The organism is Streptomyces sp. NPDC006435 (assembly GCF_040612315.1).
In the GTDB taxonomy this organism is placed as follows: domain Bacteria; phylum Actinomycetota; class Actinomycetes; order Streptomycetales; family Streptomycetaceae; genus Streptomyces.
This window is the reverse complement of sequence record NZ_JBEXPY010000053.1, coordinates 1-25,000: the sequence shown is the minus strand read 5'-3', so window position 1 is coordinate 25,000 and position 25,000 is coordinate 1. Positions and strand designations below refer to the sequence as shown.

10 protein-coding genes are annotated in these 25,000 nt (G+C 71.4%); all 10 read right to left on the bottom strand.

Annotation, left to right across the window (positions count from 1 at the left end; translation table 11 throughout):
• Nucleotides 1-62 precede the first annotated feature (62 nt).
• The gene (locus tag ABZZ04_RS33660; RefSeq protein ID WP_356936019.1) at nucleotides 63-17,774 is read right to left on the bottom strand and encodes a glycosyltransferase; all 17,712 of its coding nucleotides are present in this window, start codon (nucleotides 17,772-17,774) and stop codon (nucleotides 63-65) included.
• A 34-nt stretch (nucleotides 17,775-17,808) separates the two neighbouring features.
• Entirely contained in the window at nucleotides 17,809-18,120 is a 312-nt protein-coding gene (locus tag ABZZ04_RS33655; protein ID WP_356936018.1) for a hypothetical protein, read from the bottom strand.
• Nucleotides 18,113-18,571 carry a YbaB/EbfC family nucleoid-associated protein gene (locus tag ABZZ04_RS33650; RefSeq protein WP_356936017.1) on the bottom strand — a complete coding sequence of 153 codons (459 nt, stop codon included), beginning with the start codon at nucleotides 18,569-18,571 and terminating at the stop codon, nucleotides 18,113-18,115. The genes ABZZ04_RS33655 and ABZZ04_RS33650 overlap by 8 nt, the downstream gene beginning before the upstream one ends.
• Complete coding sequence (locus tag ABZZ04_RS33645; protein ID WP_356936016.1) at nucleotides 18,571-19,215, bottom strand: type VII secretion system-associated protein; 645 nt, start codon at nucleotides 19,213-19,215, stop codon at nucleotides 18,571-18,573. The genes ABZZ04_RS33650 and ABZZ04_RS33645 overlap by 1 nt, the downstream gene beginning before the upstream one ends.
• Complete coding sequence (locus ABZZ04_RS33640) at nucleotides 19,212-21,323, bottom strand: hypothetical protein (RefSeq protein ID WP_356936015.1); 2,112 nt, start codon at nucleotides 21,321-21,323, stop codon at nucleotides 19,212-19,214. Before ABZZ04_RS33640 ends, ABZZ04_RS33645 begins: the two co-directional genes overlap by 4 nt.
• 4 nt (nucleotides 21,324-21,327) lie before the next feature.
• Nucleotides 21,328-21,705 (bottom strand): hypothetical protein, encoded by a 378-nt coding sequence (locus ABZZ04_RS33635; RefSeq protein ID WP_356936014.1) that lies wholly within the window; start codon nucleotides 21,703-21,705, stop codon nucleotides 21,328-21,330.
• A 49-nt stretch (nucleotides 21,706-21,754) separates the two neighbouring features.
• The gene (locus ABZZ04_RS33630) at nucleotides 21,755-22,054 is read right to left on the bottom strand and encodes a hypothetical protein (protein ID WP_283856569.1); all 300 of its coding nucleotides are present in this window, start codon (nucleotides 22,052-22,054) and stop codon (nucleotides 21,755-21,757) included.
• Nucleotides 22,055-22,109: 55 nt separating this feature from the next.
• Nucleotides 22,110-22,457, bottom strand: a complete 348-nt coding sequence (locus ABZZ04_RS33625) for a hypothetical protein (protein ID WP_356936013.1) — start codon at nucleotides 22,455-22,457, stop codon at nucleotides 22,110-22,112.
• A gap of 260 nt (nucleotides 22,458-22,717) precedes the next feature.
• Nucleotides 22,718-24,163, bottom strand: coding sequence for a type VII secretion protein EccB (gene eccB / locus ABZZ04_RS33620; protein ID WP_356936012.1), 1,446 nt, complete (start codon nucleotides 24,161-24,163; stop codon nucleotides 22,718-22,720).
• A 120-nt stretch (nucleotides 24,164-24,283) separates the two neighbouring features.
• Nucleotides 24,284-25,000, bottom strand: a 717-nt coding sequence (eccD, locus tag ABZZ04_RS33615; RefSeq protein ID WP_356936011.1) for a type VII secretion integral membrane protein EccD, incomplete at its 5' end; no start/stop codon positions are given.

The window sequence follows — 25,000 nt, the reverse complement described above, 5'->3', positions numbered from 1 at the left end:
CCCCTTCTCGTCCCTTCACTCGTTCTTCCCACTCGCTCTTCGGCACAACACCTGACGTTGTGTCACTTCTCGTAGGCCTGGTTCTCGCTCTCGGGGGTCAGCCATGCGACGGTGCGTTGGAGACGTCTCCCCGCACGCTGGAACGTTCCGAACTCGCCCGGTTGCAGGTTCCGCACCCCGAACTCATCGTTCAGATGGGATTCCAGCACTTGCAGCAGGGGGAACGGTCCGCTGGCCGCGGGACCGGACATCAGCATCTCGTCGGCTTCGGAAAGGCCCTGCCGTTCGATGTTGTCGCGGACCTTCTCGATCAGGCTGTCGATGAAGACGGATTCCTTCTGCGCGGCGATGAAGTGATTGCCGTAGCCGCCGGTGTGCAGCAGGTGCTCCGTAGCGATGTCGATCCGGGTCTCGGCGGGCTCTTTCAGCAGTCGGGCGAGGTCCATGCCGCTCGCCCTCGCCACATCGGCCAGTACTCCCCCCAGGCTCTTCTCGTCCCGGATGAGGGGGCCGAACACGGGCAGGTCGTTCTCGCGGAGCCTGAGCGCGTCCGATCCGAGGTCCACCGTCCCCGGCCCCAGGTCCACGTCGGCGTACACACCACCGTGCATCTTGAGGATGCTGTACCGGGCGAGGTCGGAGGCGAACGGGTACGCCTTGCCCTTGCTCGCCACCGAATAGGTGGCCGCCAGGCGCTCGTCCAGGGCGCCTTCGATGGTCTTGTGCACCAGTCCCGCGCGCCAGATCTTCGCCTTGCTGGCGAGACTCAGCGCCGTGTTCCCGTCCGTCCACAGGTTGGTTCTCCACTTGGCCGGCGTGGCCTTCGCCGCCCATTTGGCGATGTTCGTGAGCGCGGCCGCGGGGATGTCCCCGCCGATCCAGACGAAGTGGAGCTCGTGCGGGATCTTGGGCGGAGCCGGGATTCCGGTGAGAAGGGGCTCGGCCAGCGAGCGCAGGTCCTCCAGTTGGCCCGATGGGAGGGGCGAGCCCTTCAAACGGCTGAAGAGCAGCTCCACGGCGTCCACGTCGTGCTTGTCGATCGCGGTGAAGAGGTACGCCTGCAGCTCCGCCTTGTCGCCGGAGCTCAGGATCTGTTCGGTGTCGTCGTTGCTCCTGAAGGCGATGTCCAGCGATACCGATGCGGGTCCGGTCTGCTCTCCGGCATGTTGCTGGGTCTGCTGGGTCTGCTGCTCGGTTTCCGGGGTGTTCGTCATCGCATCGGAGGAAGCCGTCTGCTCCGTCGATTCCTGAGTGCCGGTCGGCGGAACGAAGTTGAGGGCTTCGAAGATCATGTCCGAGTACGTGGACGCGGACGTGGATGTGACCGGCTGGGCATCCAGGCCCTCCTGGGCATCCTGGCTCTCGTGGGCATCCTGGCTCTTCTGGGCCTTCTGACTCTCCTGGCTCTTCTGGCTCTCCTGGTCCGGAGCGGGCGTCGCGTCCTCGATGCCCTCGCCCGCCGTGAACCATTGGCCGCGGCGGCCGGTGACCGGGTCCGAGAGAAGGCCCAGCACCCCCGAATCGACATCGGTCCCGGTCGTCGGCCTGGCGTGACCGACCGCGACGTCGGGTGCGTACCAGAGGCGTCCCGGTACGGCGCGTGCCGCGTCCATCACGAGGCTGCGGCCGTCGGTCCGCCGGGGCTTCCCGGTTTCGCACGCGACCAGCACGACCGGGGCCGGGGGCCGTGCCGGGTCGCGCAGCGTCTCCATGAAGTGCGCGAACTGGGCCCCGTCGACCACCAGCGGCTTGTCGCCCACCACATGGAGTTCGACACCGTCCTCGGAGCCGTGCGCGTCGAAGAACAACGGGCTGACCGGCTTCTTCGCCCCTTGCTCCTCGGCCTTCGAGGTCTGCGCGTCGGCCTGCCAGGGGACCTCGCCGGTCGCGGGGCCCTCGTCGGTGTCGAGGACGTACGTCTCGTCGCCCACGGCCCGGTGGTGCGTGAACACCGTCTCGTCCGGCCGGTACGTGGCGTAGAAGTCCTTGCGGGGGCCCCAGTCCTGCGGGTTGTGGGACGCGTACCCCAGGGTACGGCCGTCGGCGCCACGGATCACCTGGAGGCCCTCGTATATACGGCCGTAGGTGACCCGGCGGCCGTCCTTGCCCGTGAGGACGGCGTCCGGCTTCGCGTGGGCGGACGCCGACGGGGGCGGCGGTCCGTCCGAGGGCCAGGAGAGCGGGGAGGACGGCGCGGGGAGGCCGTTCCCGGTGAGGGGCGACGTCGTCCGGTCGTTGGAGAAGAACTTCTGCGTTCCGGAGAAGAGGGAGGAGGAACCGGTGCCGTGGCCGGTGGGGTTCCTGCGCAGCGTGCCGGTGAGCCTGCCCAGCCTCTCCCGCAGCGTGCCGGACCGCTCGACGGACTGCGACACCGGCTCGCTCGGGCCGGTCAGGGACGCGGTCTCCTGGTTCGCGCTCTCGGCCGTCACCCACTCCAGGTCGATCCAGGTGTTCCGGACGGCCTCCGTGGGCCTGAACCTGGCCGGTCCCCGCTGTGCGCCCTCCTGCTGGGACGGGTTCTTCTCCAGCCCGTAGCTGTTCATCATCTTGTCGATGAACCCCGGCCCCGTGATGCCGGCCACGTTCCGCTCCCGCATCTCCTTCTTCCGCGCCTCCCACAGGAGGTCCGCGTACTCCTTGCCCCTCTTCTTCCCGAGGTCCTTCTCGTACTGGTCCACGAGCCCCTTCTTGCTCACGAGGTTGTCCAGCAGGTGGTTCAGGAAGGGGTTCTGCGGGTGGGCGGCGATGAACTGGTTGCCGTACTCGCCGGTCTCGTAGCAGTGCACGGCGGCGTCGCGGATGTTCTCCGGGGTCAGGGGCGGGGGCGCCTGCTCCTCGGTGATCGTGAGCGGTTCGGTGGTCGAGGACTGCTGGGCGGTCGACGGCTGCGTCGTGTCCGTGCCGGGGCCGAGCCTCTTGCGTACGCTCTCCTCGTCCCGGAGCAGGGGGCCGAGCATGGGCAGGACGTCGCCGTTCGACATCTGTACGCCGCCCTGGGGCAGGTCGAGCCGGCCGGGCGCCAGGTCCACGTCCATGTACACACCGCCCTGCTCGCGGAGGACCGTGTACCGGGTGACGTCCGAGGCCATGGCGTAACTCCGGTACTCCTGGCCCATCCTGTAGAGATTCCTGGCCTTCGCCAACGGGTCCTTGAAGGAGAGGTCGTGCCAGTTCTTCTCGAAGAGCTGGTCGACGGAAGGGTTCTTGACCCGGCGGGTCCGCGCGAGTTCCTCCAGGAACGCCCGGTTGTTCCTCGCGCCTTCCTCGTCGGTCCAGAGCTTCATCTCCCAGCCCGCTTCTTCGGCCTTGGCCGCCCAGTCCCGGAGGTTCGTGCGGGCGGCCCGGGTCATCTCGCCGCCCAGCCAGACGAAGTGCAGGTTCTTGGGGATCGGCTGTTGGTTCTCGGTACCGCCGCCCAGGGTCAGTCCGTTGGGCGTGGCAGGGGACTGCGCATCGGAAGGAGAGTTGAGCAGTAGCGTGTCGGTCCTGTGCCAGGACTCCGCGGGGGCCGAAGCCTTCGTCGCGGTCGAGGTGTTCGAGGTGTTGGGAGCGTTGGGGGTGCTCTCGCCGGCGGATATCCACCGGCCCGGACGCTGGGTTTCCGGGACCGGGAGCAGCGCGAACACCCCGGTGTCGACGTTCCCGCCCGTCCCGCTCTTCGACGCCACGTGGCCGACGGCGACGTCGGGTGCGTACCAACGGCGTCCGGGCATGGCCCGTGCCGCATCCGTGAGGAAGCTTCCGCCGTCCGTCGACCGGGTGCCAGCGGTGTTGCAGGCGACCATCACGACCGGGGCCGGGGGCTGTGCCGGGTCGCGCAGCGTCTCCATGAAGTGCGCGAACTGGGCCCCGTCGACCTCCAGCGGAAGTTCGCCGCGGATGTGGAGCTTGACGCCGTTGCGGGAGCCGTGCGCGTCGAAGAAGAGCGGCTTCGGCTTCTCCCGACCGGGTGCCGTGCTGCTCGCCCCGGTCTGCCAGGGGGACTCGGGGGGCGGGGCGGTCTTGTCGGTGAGGGGGACGAACTTTCCGTTGTCCGTCTTCCGGTAGGACCGGGAGGACAGTTCGTCCGCGCGGTACTTGGCGTAGAAACCCTCGCGCGGCGCCCAGTCCGTGTCGCTGTGCGACGCGTATCCGACGACGGCCCCGGAGGCGTCGCGGATCGTCCGGAGGTTCTCGCGGATCTTTTCGTACGAGACCTTCCGGCCGTCGCTGCCCACGAGTTCGCCCGGGGACTGCGTGGTCTGCGTGGTCCGCGCGGAAGGCTCCGACGACATGTGGAGGTCGCCCGACCACGTCTCGTTGGTCGGCAGGACCGTGGGCCGCGTCCGCGTGCTGCCGGACCGCAGGGTGAGGTTGCCGAGGGCGGAGGTCATGCGCCGGACCAGGGTGTTCCGCCCGGACTGCGTGGACGTCGTTCCGGGAGCCTCCTGGTTCTCGCTCTCGGCCGTCACCCACTCCAGGCCCGTCCAGTCCTCCCAGTCCGACGCGTGGACGCGGAACCGGGGAGGCCGCTGCCGAAAGGAGTGCGCCGCGCCGTCGGCGTTCCGGAGGGGCTTGGTGTGCTCCGACAGCTGTTTCCAGAGGAAACCCGGACCGGTGCTCCCGGCCACATTCTTGCTCTTCATGGCCGCGTGCAGCGTGCCCCTGATGACGGCGTCCTTGTGGTCGGGGTCCGGCAGGGCACGCAGGACCCGCCCCATGAAGGCGCTCCCGGGGTGGGCGACGATGAACTGATTGCCGAGTTCCCCCTGCTCGTACATCGCGAGGGCGGCTTCCCGGCCACGGCCCGTTGTCGGGTCGTCCTCGCCGAGACCGAGGGCTCTGCGAACAGTGCCCGAGTCCCGCAGCAGCGGGCCGAACATCGGCAGGGTGTCGTCGCCCTCCGGCAGCAGCAGACCCTCGGGGCGCAGCGTCACGGCTCCCGGCCCCAGGTCCACGTCGAGGTACACCCCGCCGTGCTTGTGGAGGAGCGCGTACCGGGCGACGTCGGACGCCATCGCGAAGCTGTCCGCCTTCTTCGCGGCCCGGTACAGGGCGGTCGCGTGGGGCGGGATCTTCTCCTGACCGCTGCCCTTCTCCGGGGCGAACAGGGACTTGGTCGACCTGAGTCGGACGGTGTCGGGGGCGGCGGCGACGAGGTCCTTCAGGAACATCTCGTTGCTGAGGCTTCCGGTGCTGTTCGTCCAGACCGAGACCTTCCAGTCGGCTTCCTGCGCCTTCTGCATCCAGTTCCGGATGTTGGCGCGGGCCGCTTCCTTCAGCGGGCCGCCCATCCAGATGAAGTTGATCTCCTTGGGAACCGCGACGCGCGGTCCGGTGCCGCTGCCCACGTAGTGGACCGGGGCAGCGGGAGCCGTCACGGTCGGGGCCGGCGTGATCTCGGTGGTCTCGGTGGTTTCGGTGGTCTCGGCGTTGAGCAGTACGTCGTCCACCTCGGTGGCCACGGCGGCCCGGTACAGGTCGTCCGCGAGGTGCAGCACCACGCCGGGCAGCGGGGGAGCCCCCGCCGTGAGCGGTCCCGCGGCGTCGAACGTCTGATGGTTCAGGTCCTCCCGCACCACGGTCACGGGGATTCCCAGCACCCGGGCCGCGAGCAGCGCCATCAGGTCACCCGCGCCGTGATTCCAGCCGGCGTCCTTGCGGTCGCCGATCTGTTCGCCCGCCGGGCGCAGCAGCGCCGTGCGCGCCAGGGCCAGTCGCTGGTCCGGGGTCAGCCGGTCGGCCACGGCCTGCGGGAGACGACCGCGCGCATCGGTGTGCTCGACGGTCTCGGGGGCGCTGAGCACGACACCGGCGTCGGCCAACTCCTGTGCGGTGAACCGCTCCTGGGGGTCGGTCGCGAGGAACGCCGCGAGCTCGTCGCGGTCCGCCGTCAGCTGCTCGGCGAGCCGTTGCCTCAACCGTACGACGTCGGCCCCCGGCCGGTCCTTCCCGTGCCGTCCGCGCAGCCCCAGTTCGGTGAGCAGCCCGGGGCGGGCCCGCTCGACCGCGTCGAGGAGGGAGCGTTGGAAGCTCGTACCGATGTCGAGGAGCGGGGACGTGCTGCTCGGCGGCTCCACGAGTTCGAGGACACGGCCGTCCGGGTCCTTCAGGCCGACCGTCCGGCCCTCCCCGTCCTTGAGGTGGACGGTGTACGGCTCCGGGAGGGACGTCGCGTCGGACGGGCGGACGTGGCCCTCGGGCTCCGGCTCGGGGTGCCAGGGGGCGAAGTCCTGGTCCTGCGGGCGCGGTCCGAGGACCTGGGCGGCGGACGCCGTCGCCGCCTCGAAGTTCGCCAGGACCAGGGCGAGTTCGCGGTGCGCTGCGGTGAACTGCTCGATCGCCCGGTCGTACGCGGGCTGCGCCGTCTGCACCGTCTGCTGTGCGGCCCCTATCAGGTCGAGCCGGGCGGCCAGTACCTCTTCCAGGGCCGACCGGTACGCGGCGTCCGCCGCCCGCAGGCGCTGCGCCGCGCCCGCCGCCTTGATCTGCTCCCTGCGCACGAGGGCGGTCTCCGACAGGGGCCGGGTGCCATCGAGCCAGCCCGCCGTCCGGGTGAGGACGTCCTCCCGCGCGACGAGGGCCGGCAGCGGGGTGAGGACCTCGGTGGGGGACGGGTAGCCGGGGGCCGTGACCGGGGTCTGCCCGGTGACCGGTGCGGCCTCGGTGTCCTCGCTCCACGGGACCGGCGGCGTACCGGTGGGGCGGGGCCCGCTGACGGTGTAGTGGTCGACGGCCCGCCAGGCGGCCGCGGACGCGTCGGTGAGGCGGCGCTCGGCGGCCCGGAGGTCGCGGCGGTGGTTGGCCAGGTCCTGGTGCGCCTCGGCGTGCCGGACGAGCGCGGTGGCGAGCCGCCGCTCCGCCGAGGCCACTGCGGCCGGGTCCTCCGCCGGGTTCTCCGCGGTCGAGAGCCGCCGGGCCTCCTCGTGGAGGGTGGACACCTCGTCGTCGAGCGCGCGCAGCCGGCGCTCGGCCGTCTCCACCAGGGTGGCGGCCGCGGTGTACTTCTTGGTCTGCTCCTTCACGACCTTCGCGGCGGCCTCGACCTCGGCCGGCAGCAGACCGTGCTCCCGGGCGACGTCGAACGAGACCCACATGGTCACGCCGTCCCGCACCGTGTGTTCGACGGTGACCGGGTGCCGGGAGGCGGTACCGGAGGGCGACACGGCCGCGAGCACCGTCGAGACGACCGGCAGGTCCTTGATCCGGCGCGTCGCCGTCGCCGTCTGCCACACGTGGAGCGGGGCCCGGACCAGCACGGCGCCGCCCGCGAAGGGCTTGAGCGTGTTCAGCGCGGAGGTCCGGCGGTCCGCGGCGCCGCCCGACGCGTCGGAGTCCGTCCAGCCGGGCATGGTGCCGGTGGACTGGACCGGTGGCTGTGTCTGGAAGCCCGGCCCCAGGGTCAGCGCCGGGGTGTGCGATTCGGTGGTGTCCCCGGTGTAGGTGTCGTTGTCCATGGTCCGTCGGCTGCCGCCGAGACCCGCCCCCGGGTCCACCGCCAGCAGCTCGGCCTGCGCCAGGTCGACGCCCACGGAGATCTTCAGGTCCGCGTCGGTCCCGCCGATCTCCGACGTGGTGTCGTGCAGGGTGATGGTCAGGGATTCCCGGACCATCTGCGGGAGGTAGGCGCTCAGCACGTCGGAGTTGATGCCGCCGTTGAGCACCTCGCCCGCGGCGGTGCCGGGCCGGGTCAGCGGGGACTTCCCCGCGTACGGGGTCCCGTCGCTCCCCGGTATCGCCGTCGCGGTGTCCGTTCCGGAGCGGCTGCCGGAGACGGCCCGGTCCACGGCGTACGCCCCGGCCTCCCGGAGCGCGGTGATGCCGCCGACGGTGGTGACGACGACGTTCTCCGGCCCGGCGGCGAACAGGTTCTTGCCCGCCGTGTACGTCTCGCGGAGGGCCACCGTCCCGTCCGTCCGGTGGGGGAGCAGCCGGGGGCGTGCGGGGGTCGGCGATTCCTTCACGGGCGCCGGGACCTCCTGCGGGCGGGCCAGGCTCAGCGGCAGGACCACCTCGGTGTCGCCGACGTCGTACGTCCGGCTCACCGGCGGCTTGCCGGGCAGCTCCAGGGTGAAGGTGACCCGGAACGCGGCCCGGCCGCTCACCACCGGCCCCTCGAAGGCCACCTGGGCGCTGACCGCGTCGGTGACGGCGTGCGCGAGGGCGGAGGAGCTGGTGGAGCCGGCCTTGTCGTCAAGGGTGAAGCCGCTGTTGCGGACGACGTTGTTGTCGACGGTGGGCGTCTCGGCCAGCCGGTAGCCGGCGTCGCTCCCGCGCGCCAGCTTCTCCGTGACGGTCTCCGCCGTGGACGTGGGGCGGGTGATCGTGGGCTTCACGTCGTGGCGCAGCCCGCCCCGGGTGGGGCCGACCCGTTCCAGGGTCACGGTGAGCCTGGCGTTCCTGGCCGACCGGACCCTGTTGCGCACCAGGCGCAGGGACGTGCCGCCGTTCTCCATGCCGGTCTGCAGGGCACGCACCCCGGACGGCGACAGGGCGGCCATCTGCCGTGCCATGTTGCCGAGTTGGTCCTCCAGGAGGTGCGCGGGACCGAGCCAGTCCTTGTGCGCGGGCAGGGTCGTCCGCAGCAGGTCCGTGAACTGGCCGATCGCCCGGGCCAGGTCGATGCGGCCGGTGGTGAGCGTGGCGTGACCGGCCGCGGGGACGGCCGTGTAGAGCGGCGGGGGAGGCGGGATCGTGAGGCCGTCGTCGAAGAGGCCCGCCCGTCTGGCCTCGGCGAGCGGCACCCACATGAGCAGACCGTCGGGAATTTCCACGATCCGGCCCTCGGGACGGCGCCCGCGCACCAGGTTCATGGGCCCCTGGAGCAGGCCGGACGGCTGCGAGCGGGCCGCGAGGTGCCAGGCCACGTCGGCGGAGACCAGGGCCATCGGACCGGTGTACTGGACCGTGTTCACCGGGTTCGTCGAGAAGGTCAGGGCCGTGGTCGAGGTGTGCGTGCTCTGGTACGGGGTCGCGGTCAGCCCGTAGGTGCCCGCGGTCCCGAGCGCGTCGGTGTGCTTGGCCCGGAAGGCGAGCAGACCCGAGACGGTGTGTCCCCGGACGTGGGCGACCGAGTGGCCCGCCCCGCTGGTGCCCGAACCGATGGCGGAGAGCGCGAGGTCGGTGGAGTCGACCACGGCGATCACCCGGGGCCGCCGCACCGCCGGCCAGGCGCTGACCGACGCGGTGATGTCGGTGACGGCCGTCCTGCCGAACAGGTCGCTGACGTGCTTGCCGGTCTGTGCCGCGTCGCTGAAGTCCGCCTCGTTGCGGCCACTGGCGAACGCCTCGGTCAACGCGCCGGAGGCGGGCGTCCCGTCCGTCCCGTACACCCAGGAGCCGTGGGAGACGGAGGCCAGCAGCTGCTTGAGGTGGTCCAGCACGATCTCGGGCCCGGTGACGCTCTGCACCTGGTGCAGGCCCTCGAAGAGGGGGTGGGAGGTCCAGCTCTCCGACGGGACGGGCTTCCCGGAGGAGAGCAGCTCGGCCATGGCCGGAGTCATCGGGGTGAACGCGACCGCGGTCGTGTTCGGCAGGGGCGCCGGGGCGACGAGGGCGGGGGCGGACACGGAGGAGGGGACGACGGACAGCGAGGCGGGTACGGCGAGGGTGACGTGCCCGGTCACCGAGGCCGGGGTGACCGGCGCGTCGCCCAGGGCGGTCCGGTCCCCGGTGTCCAGGACGTCGATGCTGCCGGGCGCCTGCTTCACGAACCAGCGGGTGCCGAGCAGCTCGCCGGTCGCCGTCCGCACGAACTGGCGCGGGCGGGAGAAGCTGGTGGCACTGGCGGTGAACGACAGGTCGTACGCCCACAGGTGCTGTGCCCCGGAGCTGGTGATGCCGCCGTCCGGGGTCAGCGTCGGGCCGTACGTCATGCCGTAGGCGGTCTGCCGGGTGTACCGGTAGCCGATGCTCCCGGTGCCGCCGTAGCCCACGCCACCGGCGTCGCCGATGGACTTGATACCGGTCAGCCCCAGATCGAGGCCGCCGGTCAGGCCGTGGGTGCGGGTGGTCGCGCTGTCGGCCCGACGGGTCGACAGGAGGTTGTTGGCCAGGCCCAGGTCGTGGTGCGTGCCCAGGAACCGGCGGTTGGTGGCCTGCACCCGCACGGTGACGACGACGTACCGCTTCAGGGCGTTGTCGAGCTGCTCCAACTGGATCCGCAGCCCGGTGCTCACCAGCCGGTCGAGGGAGCCTTCGAGCACCGCACGGGAGATGGCCTGGCGCAGCAGATGGGTGTTGCGCACCGCGTTGTTGTACGCCCGGTCGCCCCCGACGGTCCGGCCGTCCGCCCCGGGCGGCAGCACCAGACCGGGGTGGGCGCGGTGCAGCCCCGCCAGGATGCGGTCGGCCAACCGGTCCGCCAGGGAGGTCGGCGTGAGGTTCCCCGGCGGTTGGGTGGCCGAGAGCTCCAGGACCGCGTGCAGTCCGAACGTCGCCGGGTTCGACGGCGACAGGTAGGCGGGGGCGGGCGGTGCCTCGGCGTCCGGCACCGGTGCGGTGCCGTCGTCCCAGCCGGCCAGCCTGCGGGCGTCGGCGCGCGGCAACTGGACGGCGGCCGTCAGGAACGCCTGCCGGCCGGTCGCCGCCTCCTGGTGGGGCGATTCCCACGTACCGCCCTGCCTGCGCAGCTCGATCCGGAAACGGATGTCGTAGAGCCCCGAGTGGCCGCGGCTGTTGAGCGTCCGCACGGACTCGGCCGTGTTGCCGCTGTAACTGCTCTCGGCGCGCTGGGTCGACGCCCCGACCGTCCCCGAGACCTGGACGCCCAGGGCCGTCACGGGCTGGAGCGGGGAGAACTGCGGGCCGAGGGAGAGGGTGAGACCGCCGCCCTGGGTGTTGCGCTTCTCCGTGGTGGCGGTGGTGCGCTGCGCGTCGGCCTTCTTGATCTCGGTCTTGTCGGACGCCTGGCGCAGTGTGGCGTCGACCGGGATCAGCCGCAGTTCGAGGGAGCCCGGCGACCGGCCCTTGGGACCGGCGAAGAGCGGGGCGCTGATCACCGTCTCGCCGGAGCTCTGCGCGATCATGAGGCGCAGGCTCTCGTCGCCCACCAGGTCGGCCAGTTGGCGGCGGAGGAAGGTGCCGGGAGCCGCCTCGGGGAAGTTCCTGAGCACCCAGTCCAGCAGTCGGGTCTCCGTGGTGACGCTCAGCGGTGCGAGCAGCCGGGGGCGGGCGCCGGGCGCGAAGGCGATCGCGGTGGGCAACTTGTCCGGGATCGCCGGGTCGGTGACGCTGTCCGGCACCCGCCAGGCGATCCCGTCCCGCACCCGGTAGCGCCTCGGCGCGGTGGTGGTGGCGGGCTGCCGGCCCGCGGGCAGCTCGCGGCCCTTCTTGTCCCAGACGTGCGACGACTCGACGACGACGTGCAGATCGCTCACATGCAGATGGCTGCCGTCCTTGCCGACAGCGGTGACACTGCTCTGGGCGCGGCTCTCCTGGCTGTAGGTGTAACTGGCCTCCGTGCGCCGGACGTTGAACGCCAGCGATCCGAACGCCCCGAAAGGAGCCGGTGCGGCCGTCAGGGGGATCGCCAGGCCGAACGAGCGGGACGTCCCGAGGGTCTTGGTCTCCGTGGCCCCGGGACGGACACGCATCTCCGTCTCGACCTTGACGGGGGCGTCGTCGGTCTTCGCCTTCGTCTCGGTGGTCTCCGTGTCGGTGCTCTTCGAGCCCTCCGCGTTCTCCGTGCTCTTCGCGTTCTCCGCGCTCTTCGAGCTTTCCCCGGTTTCGGTGTTCTTCGTGTTCTCGGTGCTCTTCGAGCTTTCCGCGTTCTCCGTGCTCTTCGAGCCCGCTGCCTTCTTCGCGTCCTGCGCGTCCTGCGCGTCCTGCGTGCTGGTGGTCTTCACCTGCGCGGTGGTGGACGTGGGAGGTACGGCCAACGGCGACGGCTCGGCATGGCGGCGCCAGTTCCCGTAGCTCTCCAGCGACACGGAGATCTCCCGGTGGCCGCCGTCCATGGTCGGCAGGACGAACGTCCGGGGGCTCAGCAGCGTGTGCGGGCCCTGGGCGAGCACGAGCTTCAACTCGTCGAGCGCGTCGGGCCGCAGGCGCAGGTCCGTCGCCATGGATTCGACCAGCCCGTCGGTGCCTCTGAGGGTGATCTTCCCGTGGCCGTGGCCGCGCAGCGACTTGGGCAGCATCGCGTTGTCGTCGAACGTGACGAACTCGCCGGGCCGTTGCCGGGGCAGCGGCTGCACGCCGGATTCCAGCAGCGGATCGGCGAAGGTCGCCTGCACCACCGGCTCGCCCGGATTCTCCATCCGGCGGAACACCTCGTCGCGGAGCTGCTCCTCGGTCACCAGGTCCGGCCGGTCACGGCGGGCCCGGTACATCCGCTGCTCGTACTCGTCCGCGGAGAGTGCGCCGAGCGCCTTGTCACGGGCCGTCTGCGGAGGCGTCGCACCGTCCTGTTCGTTCCCGTCCGGCGTACGACTCCCGCCGGGGCCGCCGGACGGTTCGTCGTCCCGTCCCCGCGACTGGTGGGAGTCGCCGGAGAGGGGGCCGGAGAGGGAGCCTTCGGGGCCGGAGTCGTCGGTCTTCTCGGGCGAGGTCTCGGAACTGGTGTCCTGCTTCTGGTCGGTCTTGGAGTGGTTTTCCTGCTCGTGGTCGGTCTTGTGCCGCACGTCGGTGTCGGACGTCGTGTTCGTCTCGTCCCCGGACTGTGTGCGTATGTGCCGGGTGCTCGGCGACGGCAGGTCGTCCCGGTCCTGCGAGTGGGTGCCGTCCTCGTCCGTCTCCCCGGACTCCCGGGTCTTCTCCCGCAGGCGCAGGGGTTCCATCTGCTCGCCCGGCTTCGTTGGACGCTGCTCGTCCCCGTTCGAGCCGGTACGCCGGTTGGGCTCGCCCGACAGATTCGGGCTGCTCGTGGTTTCGGTGTTCGGCCGGGTGGTCGGGGGCCGGACGGTGTCACCGGCTCCGGAGTTCCCCGGGCCCGATCCGCTCGGCGGGTCCGTGTTCTGGACGTGCGTGTTGTTCTCCGGTGTGGAGCCGGGCGCGTCGTCCGGGCGGGACGGGGAACGGTCGGATGAATCGGGCGAGTCGGAGGAGTCAGGGGTCTTCAGGTCCCGCAGGCGCTCCACGAGCGTGCGGGCGTCCCGGGCCGCCTGCTCGCGCACCGCTTCGGGCAGCCTGTCGAGCGAGCGGTCGATGCGCTGGTCGAGGTTCCGCAGCCGGTCCGGGGAGCGGAGCTCGCGCTCCAGGCTCTCCCGGCCCTCCTGCCGCAGTTGCGCCGTCTCGGCGTCGTAGTCGTCGAGGACGCGGTCGACGGCGCGGGGGTCGCCCGCCGCCTCGTCCAGCCGGGCCTGCCACACGGCCTGTTGCTCGGGGGTGCGCTCCGCGCCCGCGGGGCCGCCGTCGGTCAGGATCCTCAGCCGGCGGTCGCGCTCCAGCGCCTCCATCCGGTCGAGCTGTGCCCGCTCGACCGCCTCCTGAGCCGCTGCGTCCTCGGCCTCCGAGCGCCGGGCCTCCCACTGCTGCCGCTCCTCGCGCGACAGCCTCGTGGCATCCGTTCCCCCGCTCAGCCGGTCGAGCCGTTCCTGGAGCAGCCGGTCGGTCTCCGCGTGGTCGTTCTCGTCCCGGTCACGTCCCGGTGCGTCATCGTCCGGGCGCGGTGCGGTCCGGTCCGTCGAGTCCTGCGCGGGGCCGCCCTCGCGCAGGGCGTTCACCCTCTCCTGCAGATCGGCCAGTTCGGCCTCGGAGCGAAGGGTGTTCAAGCGGCGCTCGTACTGCGCGTCGAGGTCGTCGCCCCGGCCCTGTCCCTCGAACCGCCTCTGCCAGGAGGCCAGTTCGGCCTCGGAGGCACCCAGGTCCCGCAGGTTCGAGAGCCGCTGTGTCGTCTCCAGCTCCGCCCGGTACTCGGACTGGATCCGGTGGAGGTCCTCGGGGGTCTCGGCCTGCGAGCGCCGCTCCTCCCACTCCCGGATGCGCTCGCGGTCCATGCCCGCCGCCTCGGCCTCGGCGCGCGCGGCGTCGTCCAGTCGCCGCCGGAGCGCCTCGGGGGAGTGGTCGCCGAGGGTCTCCAGCTCAGTCCTGAGAGTGCCGAGGCGGTTCTCGAACTCGTCCAGCAGCCGGGTCGTCGCCTGATGGTCGCTGGTGAGGGCCGACTGCTCGATGTCGAGGGCGTGCCGCAGCCACTCCGTCCGGCGCATGCCCAACTGCGCGGCCCGTGCCTCGTACCCGCCGTCCACATGGGTGCGGAAATGCCGCAGGCGCTCGCCGAGGCCGTGCAGGGCGACGAGGTCGTCGAGTTCCCGCAGCTTCCTGGCCGCCTCGGAGTGCCTGCCCGCCCGGACGTCGGCCCGGATCTCCTCGTCCAGCCTCCGCCGTACGTCGCTGTCGACGCCCACGCGGCGGGCATCGGCCAGCAGGGAGTCGAGCTCGTGCCGCACCTCCGCGCCCAGCCTGCGCTGCTCGGCGGCCGGAACGGTGTCGGGAACGGTCGGCAGCTGTTCGTCCAGCCGGATCGCAGGGTGGTCGGAGGCGCTGCCCAGTTCTTCGAGGTGGGCGAGCAGGGCGTCGGCATCGGTGTCGCGACCGGCGTCGAAGCCGTCGGGGAAGGGCAGGGGGTCGTCCGAGGTCTCGGTGCGCATCGGCCCCGACAGGTCGTCGACGTCGTTCTTGCCCGGGTTCCCGCCACCGTCCCCGCCGTCGCCGCCGCCGTCGCTCTGGACCTTGTGCGCACCCTGCTGGTTCCCGCCCTCGGAGCCGGGGGCGGTGAGGGGAACGTCCGGGAGCACGAGGTCCGGTGTGTTCTCCGGGCCGGGCGGGGTGCCGGGCCCGTGCTGCGGGACGTCCGGGAACACCGGGACGTCCCCGTCGGGCTCCGGCCCGTCGGACTTCGACCCGGTGGGCTCAGGTCCGTCGGGTTCCGGTCCGTCGGACTTCGAGCCATCAGGCTTCGAGCCGTCGGGGGCCTCGTCCCGGAGCGCGAGGCGGTACTGCTCACGGAGCATGTCGACACGCGAGGGCCGGCCCGACCCGTTTCCGTCCGCCAGCCGCTCGAACCGTGCCGTCAGTTCGGCGTCCTGGTCCGCTTCCGGCGTGTCCTGCCGGTTCTTCAGCCGGTTCAGCCGTTCCCGGAGCTGGTTGAGGTCGTCTCCGCCCCGGTGCCCCGGCCCGGATTCGTCGGGGCGGGGGGCGGACGGCCCCGCCGGGTCGTCGCCGGACGGGTTCGGGAGGTCGTGCCGCGGTACGTCGGGCAGGTCCGCGAGGAGCCCGGCCATGTCCGGCGGGATGTTCGTGGGGAGCGGGGTGTCGGGTACGTCGGGCAGGTCCGCGAGGAGGCTGTCCACGTCCGGCGGGACGTTGGTGGGGAGCGGGGTGTCCGGTACGTCCGGCAGGTCCGCCAGGAGGTTGTCCGCGTCCGCCAGGACGTTCGTGGTCAGCGGGGCGTCGGGTACGTCGGGCAGGCCCTCCGGGAGGTTGTTCGCGTCCGTGACCGTGTTCGGGTCCGGGGAGAGCGGCGCCGGGGTGTCGTCCGGGAGGCTGTTCAGGAGCAGATCCACCTCCGACACCATGTCCGGCGGAACGGGCGTCCCGGAGCCGTCGGGGACGAGGGGCGGCACCGACGGGCCGGAGGTCGTGTCCGGGACGTCACCGGTCGAGTGCCGCTGGTCGGACCCGGACGAAGGGGTCCCGCCGTCCGAACTGGTGGCGAACGAGGGGGCGGACGCGTCGGACGGCTGGTGCTGCGGCGCGTCGCCGTCGTCGCCGCGCGGGAACGGCGTACCGCCGTCCGAGGCGTCGTCGCCGTCCCGGAGGAAACCGGCGTCCGACTCGGACTCCGTGACCGGCTTGGTCGGGGGCCGACTGTCGGTGTTGGTGTCGGTGTTGGTGTCGGCCTTCGGACCGGAGCTGTCGCGAACCGTCCCGGAGCTGTCGCGGACCGTTCCGGAACCGTCGCGGACCGTGGCGCCCGACTCGGTGTTCGGCCGGGGCGTGGCGGTCGGCGCGGACGGTGCGGACGGCGAGTCGGACGAGAAGACCGGAGGCCGCGGCGGCGGAGTGGCCCCCGGGCCCGAGCCCTGCATCGCCTGGTGCAGCGTCTGGAAGCCGTGCCCGAGGCCCCGGCCCATGAGACCGCCCGCGGCCCCGGCGGCGGCCGTCCAGCCGCTGACCGTGAATGTGTGATCGGGGCCGAAGAGCAGGTTGTACATGCCCTCGGTGACCACGGCGTGCGCCGAGTCGCCCGCGAGCCCGCCGACGAGGTTGCCGATCCGGTAGCCCAGGTTCCCCTCGATGTTCTTGCTGATGGTCTGGACGAGGGAGCCGGGCAGATCGTGCGAGAGGGCCCGGACGCCGGACGCGCCCAGGTCCTTCGCGTAGGGCATGAGCGCGTCGTCCAGCGAACGGGTCAGCCCCTGCCAGTCGGCCTTGCCGGCCCAGTTCTTGACCAGGGCCTCCCCGTAGTCGCGGCCCAGGTTCCGGGCGGTCTCGTTGCCGAGGGAACCGCCGAGGTTCTTCTCGAAGGCGTTCGCGAAGTCCTTGACGACCTCCCTGCCGACCGCGCCCGCCGCCGCCCCCCTGACGCCATCCGCGCCCACGTGGTTGAGGGACTCGCTGGTCCGGCCGAGGATGTTGCCCAGGCTCTCGCCGAGCTCGCGGGCGGATCCCTCGGAGATCGTCCGGCCCGCGGCCCCCGCCCCGGCCCCGGCCTTTCCGCCCGCACCGGCCACGCCCTCACCGGCACCGGCCGCACCGCTGCCGATCCCCGTTCCCGCCGCGCCCGCGCCCTTCCCGGTACCGCTTCCGACCCCGGCCGCGCCCTTCCCGGCCCCCGTTCCCGCCGCGCCCGCGCCCTTCCCGGCACCCGAACCAGCGGCGCCCGCGCCCTTCCCTGCGCCACTGCCCGCGGCGCCCGCGCCCTTGCCCGCACCGCCTCCGGCCGCGCCCGCGGCCTTGCCCGCGCCACCGCCCGCCGCGCCCGCACCCGCGCCGCCGGCCCCCTTGCCGAGCCCTCCTGCCGCCCCCTTGCCCAGACCGCCCGCGACACCCTTGCCGCCCGCACCGCCCGCGATGCCCTTGCCGCCCCCGCCCAGCCCCTTGGCCAGTACGTTCCCGGCGTCGTTGCCGAGGATCTTGCCGAGCCCCTTGCCGCCCAGGTTGCCGAGGATCTTGCCGAGCCCGCCGCCGATCAGTGCGAACGGGCCGCCCAGCACACCGCCGATGGCGCCGAACTTCGCCGCGTTCCCGGTGAAGTCCTTGTTCCACTCGGTGCGGTCGCCGCGGGCGAACTGGGTGAGCTGGAGGATGGAGTCGAGCAGCAGACCGCCGACGATGCCGGTGACGGTCTGCATGATGATCTGGGCCACCAGGAACTTCAGGATCAGCAGCGCCATGGCGCGGAACGCGCCGATCGCCGCCGCCGCCCAGATCTCGGACAGCCCGGCCGTCACCGGCATCAGGGCCTGTGCCAGGGCGATCTGGACGACGAGCAGGGCCAGTTGGCCGAAGATCGCCCACTTGGTGTACTCGATGTCGGCAGCCGTCTTGTGGGCGTTCTTCGACAGCTTGAGGGCGTCCTCGTAGGCCCGTTCGAGGATGCTCTGGTTCCCGTTCGTGTCCTGGACGAACTGACGGGCGTACGACACGAACCGGGTCGCCGTCTCGCCCTCGAAGTCCTCGTCCACACGGGTGACGACCTGGCGGAGGAGATCCTCGACCTCGCGGAACTTCTCCGCCATCTGACGGTACTCGTCGCTGACCACCCGCAGCATGTCCTCGTTCGCCTGCGGGAAGGGCATGCCTGTCAGGGTCTTGAGGAGGGTCGCCCACCCCTCGGGAACCTCGATCGCCATCGTCGTGCCGCCGTGTCTCCGGGATTCGTCCGGCTCAGCCGGCGGCCAGTTGGTTGGCGTCGGTCTCGGCGTCGTTCAGGATGTTCGACGCCTTGTTTCCGCTGATGCCGACCATTTCGAGCAGCTCGGAGAGCCCTTCGAGGCCGTACGTGAGCCCCTTGCCCGTCGATTCGACGAACTTGTGGTACTCCTTCGCGTACACGTCGTCCTTGCCGCCCGCGGTCTTGTTCTCCAGGTTGATGCGGTCGTTGAGCTCACCGAGCTCCCCGACGATCCTGGCGATGTCGCCGAACTGGGTGAACCGCCGCGTCAGGTCCTGCGGAACGCTCAGGGTCCCGTCAGCCATAGAACTCGTCCTCCTCGCCGCGGCCGCCGGCCGGCTTCTTCCGGTCCCCCAGCACCGTCCCGGTCAGACCCTCGGGCTGCATCTCCCGCAGCGGGGCGAGCAGTTCGTCCAGCTCACCGCCGCCGAACAGGCCCTTCGCCAGGTCGTCCTGAGTACCCATCAGCGGGCGCACGGAGCCGCTCACCTTGTTGTTCATCTCGAGCCGTGCCGCGTTGACGGTGGTCTTCAGCACCTCGGCGAGCTGGGCCGCGGGCATCGTGCGGTAGCCCTCGGTGTGGAACTTGAAGGAGAGGACCTCGCCGTGGGCGTTGACCGAGGCGGTCACCATCCGGTCCTTGGAGGTCGCCGAGGCGGACGCCGTGGCGAGTTCCTCCTGAACCTGCTGGATCTTCCTGGTCTGTTCCGCGAGACCGGCCATGGCCTCCGCGAGCTGTTCCTGGAACGACACCATCAGTCCTGCTCCTCCTCGTCCTTCGCGGCCTCCGCCGCCTCCAGCGCGTCCACCGCGCGGGTCAGGTCCGCGGCGGACAGCCGCAGGGCCACGGGGCCCGTCGGGTTGAGGTACAGGTCCTGGCCCTCGGGCACGAGCGCGAACGCCTCGGCGACGGGCAGCACCCGATGGGCGAGTGCCCCCGCCCGTTCCAGGTGGGCGGGGGCGGTGAAGACCGGCACCACCGGGTCGCCGTCCGGGGTGCAGGCGCTCACCGCGCCACCGCCGGGCGCGGTCAGTACGGCCAGCTCGGCCCTGATCGCGGCGAGGGCGACGTCCTCGACCGGGCCGTAGCCGGTGGCCGCCAACTGCATGGCGGCGTCCACGTCGTCGGTCGGTTCCGGCCAGCCCAGCATGCCCGGCGAGGGCCGGTACCCGTCGTTGTGCTGCCATTCGGCGATCTCGCCGTCGGCGTCCGAACGCCACTGCCCGATCACCGCCCACAACGGGGGCTCGCCCTCCCCGCGCCACGCGGGGTCCACCATGCCGAACCAGTGGTCGGGCGCGGTGCGCGCCGCCGCCCGGATGTCGTCGGGCACCGGTGGCACGGCGGGCTTCCCGTCCGCGGTGCCGGCTCCGTCCGTCGCTGTCCCTGCGGAACTCATCGCCCGATCACGCCCGTTCCGGTGCCGGACTCCGTGCCCCACACCTCTTCGTCCTCCGAGAGCCATACGTTGCGCTGCCGGTCGGCGCCGTTGCCCCCGCCCGGGGCACCGCCGCCCATGCCCATCGGGGGCATGAAGGGCGTGCCCCCGGTTCCCGTCGTCTGGACGGTCCGGCCCAGGGCGCCGAGCGACTGGGTGGGCACACCGCTGTTCACCGCCGTGGTGACGGTGGGCACCGGGGGCAGCCCCAGGGCTGCGCGCGCCCGGTTGCTGAGACCGGACACCATGGAGACCGGTTCGCGGATCGCGTTGCCGTTGCCGTCCGCCAGCCTGCGCACGGCGTCGGTGGTGCTCTTCGACCCGCCGAAGAGGTCGCCGCTCGTGGTGGAGGGGCGGCGCTGGCCGTTCAGCAGTTCCTCGACGGTCTTGGGGGCACGGGTCCGCAGGTTGTTGCTGCTCTCGGTGATGTGCTTCCCCTGCGGGTCGGTGAGGGTCCCGTCGGGGTTGACCCGGGAACCCGGCGGCACGGTGAGTTTTCCGCCGTAGATGTTGGTCAGCGGCTTGCCGTCCGGGCCGATCAGGTTCCCCTGGGCGTCCACCTTGGTGCCCTTGGGAACGATGACGTTGCCCTCGGCGTCGACACCGAAGCCCCGTGTCAGGTCACCGGTGGTGGAACCGCTGGGGAGCGTCGGCGGCTTGGGGACGGTGGTGGCGGGGGGAACGATCCTTCCGCCGGACCCGATGGTCGAGCCGGGCGGCACCACCAGGGGCAGGCCGTCCGCGCCGAGAACGGGCTTGCCCTTGGCGTCGGTGACGGCACCGGTCTTGGGGTCGATGCGCGAGCCGGCCGGAACCGTCAGGGAACTTCCGCCGTTGGGACCGGTCGTGCCGCTCGTACTGCCGCTGGGGCCCGTGATCGGGTTCGGGATGTTGGGGAGGTTGGCCGAGGTGACGCTTCCACTCGGACCGGTCACCGGGGGCGGGATGTCGACGTTCGGGCCGCCTTCGCCCGTACCGTCGGGTCCGCCGCCCGGCCCCTTGTTGAACAGGTCCTTGAACGAGTTGAGGAAGTCATCGGTGGCGCTGTCGGTCCCGCTGCCCGACGGGACGTCGAACTTCTTCTCCTCCTCGGAGGTCAGCGAGATGGTGAACGTCGACTTCACGATGGAGTTCGCGTCGGAGAACTTGCTGCTGGCGGTGTCGTAGGCGGTCGCCAGGTTGGCCATCGTCTGCGACGATGCCTCGTCGAGACCGGACTGGACGAGGCTGAGCCACTGGGCCTTGGCGTCCCTCTCGATGCTGTCCCAGTCGAGACCGTCGACATTGGGGTTGTGGTTCGAGGTGGGTTTGATCCTGGCCATCACATCGAGGAACTTGTTGTACAGATGGGGGAACGCCATGGAGATGGCGCCGAGTTCCTTCGTCGCCGACGCGAAGCCCATCGTCAGGCCCGTGTTGAACCAGCCGGAGAAATTCGCCTGCAAGATCTGCACGGTGGCCGTCAGCTGAGCGCTCACATCGGTGAGCTCGTTCTTCAGCGCGCCCCCCAGATAGTAGGACTGGGTCTCCTGGAGGGCGCGTTTCACCGCCTGGAGGGTGGCCTCGAAGATTTCCGCGGACTCGCCCTCGATCTCCTCGGAGCCGTTTCCCACGTTCTCGGCCCACTTGTTGAACTCGGTGACCCAACCGTCCGTCCAGGCGTCCATGTTGGCGAGGATGTCGGCCGCCTTGCTCGACATCACCGGATTGGCGTCCTTGTTCGTCTGGGCCAGGACGGACCCCAGAATGGGGCCCGGCGCTCCGGTGAATTCGGCCAGGGCCCCGGAGTCGTTGCCGAAGTCCGCCCAGTTGTAGCCGAACCCGAACAGGAGCCACTGCTCGTTCGCCCGGGTGGGAAAAGCGAACGCGTGGTATCCGTCCAGGCCCCATTCCGCCGCTTTGGAGGCCGGGTTGGCGTCGATCCACGCGCCGTTCACCTGCCGGGTTATCCACTGCTTGGACCCCGGACCCGCCACCTGGTTCCGGTCCGGGAGCTTGGTGGTCCCGTCGTGAAACATGGCGAGGATGTCCTCCCACTTGGCAGGCATCCCGGGAGGTACCTCGGCCATGGTTTCACTTTCCCTTCGGGGTCAGGATCTCTAGGAGTTCGTCGACGAGGGAGCCACCGATGGCGGTGGAGTCGTCCTCGGCCTCCTTGTGGGTGTCCTCCACGTCCCGCAGGGCGGCCGAGAAGTTGTTCAGGAGCGTGATGGCGTTGTCGTACCGGGTGCGCATGCTGGCGCGGTAGGTCTCCAGCTGGGTCTCCAGCGCCTTCGCCTGCGTGCACTTCTCGGGATTCCCGATGGCGAGGGGAATCTTCGATCCCATGCTCACGTAGTTCGGGTTGACCGTGAGGTCGCGCCGGAAGCGGGGGATCTGCTGGTTGGCGTACTTGAGGTAGACGCCGTCGGTCGATTCGAAGATGTCGCCCGGATTCTCGTCAGCGGCCATGTCCGTACCTCACCTCACGGAAGTCGACTCGGTCAGAAGGTCGGGAAGGTCAGCTGCCCTGGAGGGTGCCCAGGGTGCGGCCGCCCTCCTGGTCCCCGTCGATCTGCCGGGAGTGCATCCGCTGAAGGGTCGTCATGGCGGTCCCGTACTGGGTTTCGAGCTGGACCTTGATCCTCTTCAGCTCGTCGTTGAACTCCTCCCAGGACGTACGGGTCTGGCCGGTCAGGGTGTCGCGCAGGGCGGTGAAGTTGTTCTCCATCCAGGTGAGGGCCTCACGCATTTCCGTCTGGGCCGTCTGCATGTTCCGGATGGCGTCCTGGACCCCTTGGTGGCTGATTTTGACAGTCATGACAGAACTCCTCTTGGGGCGGCGGTGAGATCGGGAAGGGCGGGGAACGGGAGAGTTACTTGGGGTTGATCTCGCCGGAGATGCCCGCGGCGTAGGTGTTCGCGTCGAACTCGGCGTCCACGAGGAGCTGCTTGGCCATCGCGGTGCCGTCGCGGAAGAACTGGGTGCGCTGCATGACCCGGCCGTGGAGCTTGAGCCACTCGTCGATGCCCGCGGCGTGGGTCTCCGAGGAAACCGCCTGGTAGGCCGCCCGGACCTGGCCCTGGATCGTCTTGACCTTGACGCCCGCGTCGTCCATGTCGGTGAGGTGCCGGTCCAGCGTCTTCAGCGTTTCGAGCATCGCTGTCTCGTCGTTGGACAGGCCGTCGGCCGAATTGATGTTGAAGCCGGAGACATCGGGCATGGAGGTCCTCCTGGACTCTGCTGGAACGCGGCGACACCACGGGTGCACGGCAGACCGACCGCACCGGGAATGAATCCCTCCGGGTCGGTTGATCATCAGATTAATACGCGGTGCGGGATCTTGGTACGCGCGCTCACCGGCAATCTGAATGTTCACCTGCGATACGCGTGTGAGCTGCGACGATGCGGAAGAAAGCGCGTGTTTGAAGACCTTCCCAGCCTCAAGGAAACCTCAATTCCCTTAAGACGTCGGGAAGTCGGTTATCGGGACGCCCCGTTCGCCGACGTCTCCACAAGTCCCTGCGACAACAGGGCGGCGTCGTCCAGCGCGGGTCCGGACGCGAGCATCCCGAGAACGGCGGACGGCACGGGGACGGACTGCTCGGCGTCGTAGCCGAGTTGCTTGATCGTGCTCCCGCCCCCGGGCACCGGGTACTTGGCGCCCGTCTCGGTGACCAGGTAGTGGGCCGTTCCGGTGCCCGCGGAGGACAGCGCCGTGACGAGGGCGCCGCCCCCGGGACGTACCGCGAAGAGGTCGGCGGTGCCGGAACCGGCCGAGATCCCCGGCTGGTTGGACACCGGGCGGCCCCCCAGCCGCTCCGCGTCGGGCAGGACGACCGAGACGGTCGGCCGGCCGTCCGCGGTGCCGATGACGGCGCACACGGCCTCGTCCGCCGCGGCCGGCATGGGCTCGGGCAGTTCGGTCGGGACGGTGCCGCCCCCGGCCGCCACGAGCCGGGTGCGCTTCGGGTCCTGATGGCGTGCCAGGTCGTCCGGGCCGATCTCGGGAAGGACGACGGCCCCTCCCGAGTAGGCGGTGCGCTGGGTACGGGGATCGCCCTTCAGGAGCGCCTCCTCCAGCGCGGTGACCGGGGTCAGGCCGTGCTCCGTCAGCAGGTAGTGACGGCCGGAGCCGGCGAAGAGCTGCCCGATTTTCGTGGGGCGGCCGGCCAGCGCCGGGCCCGCCTTGCCGCGTCCCGACACCTCCGGCACCGCCAGGTCGGGGCCCGAGGGCAGGGCGTTGAGGAAGGCGTCCGGGACCGGGCGCACCCCGCTCCGGTCGTGACCCAGCGCCTGGACCGCGTAGTTCGCGGTGTCGAGCCGCAGCCGGGTGCCGTGCCAGAGCAGGTACGTGACGCCCCCCGGGACACTGCGGACCAGGGTGGCCCGGTCCGAGGTGACGGGCCTGCCCTCGGCCTCCAGACCGACGGCCAGGACGAGCCGCGGCTGCTCGCCGGACCCGGCCGGGGCGGCACACACCGACCAGGCGTCACGGCTGAGGGAACCCGTCCGGGGCAGCGGGTCCGGCGCGCCGACGATGCCCAGGGTCGCGCCGCGCGGGGCGTCCTCCAGGGAGGCGGGCTCGACGCTCACCGTCTTCATCCGGCTGCCCGCCAGCAGCTTGGCCGAGGTCTCGTTCAGCACCGGGTGCAGGACGCCGTCGAGCGTGAGGTAGCGGGCGCCCGAACGCTCGTCGATCACCAGGGTCCCGGTGGCCTTCCACGCGTTCGAACCGCCCGGTACCACCAGCCCGTACACCGTGACGCCGAGCGCGGCCAGCACCGCGACGACGAGGCCGATGACGAAGCCCTTGGAGGTCCGCCGGTGCGCCGACTCGGGGGCGTCCGGGTCGTCCCGGAGCATTCCCAGCGACAGCCGGCTCATGACGAACATGTGCGCGTGGACCTGGTCCCGCCTGGACTGCATTCCTTGCCTTTCCGACCGGGCACCGCCCGGCACACGAGGACCCGGGGCCCCGGGGGTCGGGGCCCTCGGCCGGGGAACCCCGGGACCGGCCCGTCGTCCGGCGTCCGCCGGGCGACGGGCTCAGCCGTTGAGGCCCCGCAGGTACTGGTAGAGGCCGGCGACGAGCAGGGCCAGCGGGACGAGAACGATGGCGAAGAGCAGGTGGAGCAGGTCGACCGCGCGCCCCCAGTAGGGCACCAGCCGGCGGCCGGGCAGCGTCCACCCCGTGATGGCGAGCACGGCGGCGACGGCCAGCAGCCCGGCGAGCAGCAGCGGCCGGGAACCGTCCGGCACGTGCAGGACCAGACGCACCGTCAGCAGTACGGCACCGTAGGCGGCCGGCAGGACGACGGCGAGGCGCTGCCACGCGCCGCCGATCGCCCGCGCGTGCGTGAACAGGAGCGCGCACAGCACCGATGCCAGGGCGAGCGGCGCCCAGGACGTCTCGAACGCCAGCACCGTGAGGCAGCCCGCGGCCACCAGGCCGGTGGCACCGTAGAGACCGGTGAGGTAGCCGTCCGCGACAGCGCCCCGGGTGGCGATCTGCTCGTCCGGGGTGGGGTCGATGCCCTCCTGGAGCTGCCCGGCGTTGGTGGGCAGCAGCGGCACCTTCAGGCCGGACAGCCGGAACGCCAGGGAGGGCAGGAAGTTCCCCAGCAGGACGACCACCAGGACCAGCGGGGCGGCCGTGGCGGCGGCCGGTGCGCCGAGGAGCATGACGGCGCCCCCGATCGCGCCGAGCGCCGCGGCCAGGGCGGCGCCCAGGAACAGCGGGGCGCACGCGCCGACGGCGGCGAC

Coding starts and splice junctions, on each gene's coding strand:
- ABZZ04_RS33660 (WP_356936019.1), bottom strand. CDS start 17,774: ATGGCGATCGAGGTTCCCGAGGGGTGGGCGACCCTCCTCAAGACCCTG.
- ABZZ04_RS33655 (WP_356936018.1), bottom strand. CDS start 18,120: ATGGCTGACGGGACCCTGAGCGTTCCGCAGGACCTGACGCGGCGGTTC.
- ABZZ04_RS33650 (WP_356936017.1), bottom strand. CDS start 18,571: ATGGTGTCGTTCCAGGAACAGCTCGCGGAGGCCATGGCCGGTCTCGCG.
- ABZZ04_RS33645 (WP_356936016.1), bottom strand. CDS start 19,215: ATGAGTTCCGCAGGGACAGCGACGGACGGAGCCGGCACCGCGGACGGG.
- ABZZ04_RS33640 (WP_356936015.1), bottom strand. CDS start 21,323: ATGGCCGAGGTACCTCCCGGGATGCCTGCCAAGTGGGAGGACATCCTC.
- ABZZ04_RS33635 (WP_356936014.1), bottom strand. CDS start 21,705: ATGGCCGCTGACGAGAATCCGGGCGACATCTTCGAATCGACCGACGGC.
- ABZZ04_RS33630 (WP_283856569.1), bottom strand. CDS start 22,054: ATGACTGTCAAAATCAGCCACCAAGGGGTCCAGGACGCCATCCGGAAC.
- ABZZ04_RS33625 (WP_356936013.1), bottom strand. CDS start 22,457: ATGCCCGATGTCTCCGGCTTCAACATCAATTCGGCCGACGGCCTGTCC.
- eccB (WP_356936012.1), bottom strand. CDS start 24,163: ATGCAGTCCAGGCGGGACCAGGTCCACGCGCACATGTTCGTCATGAGC.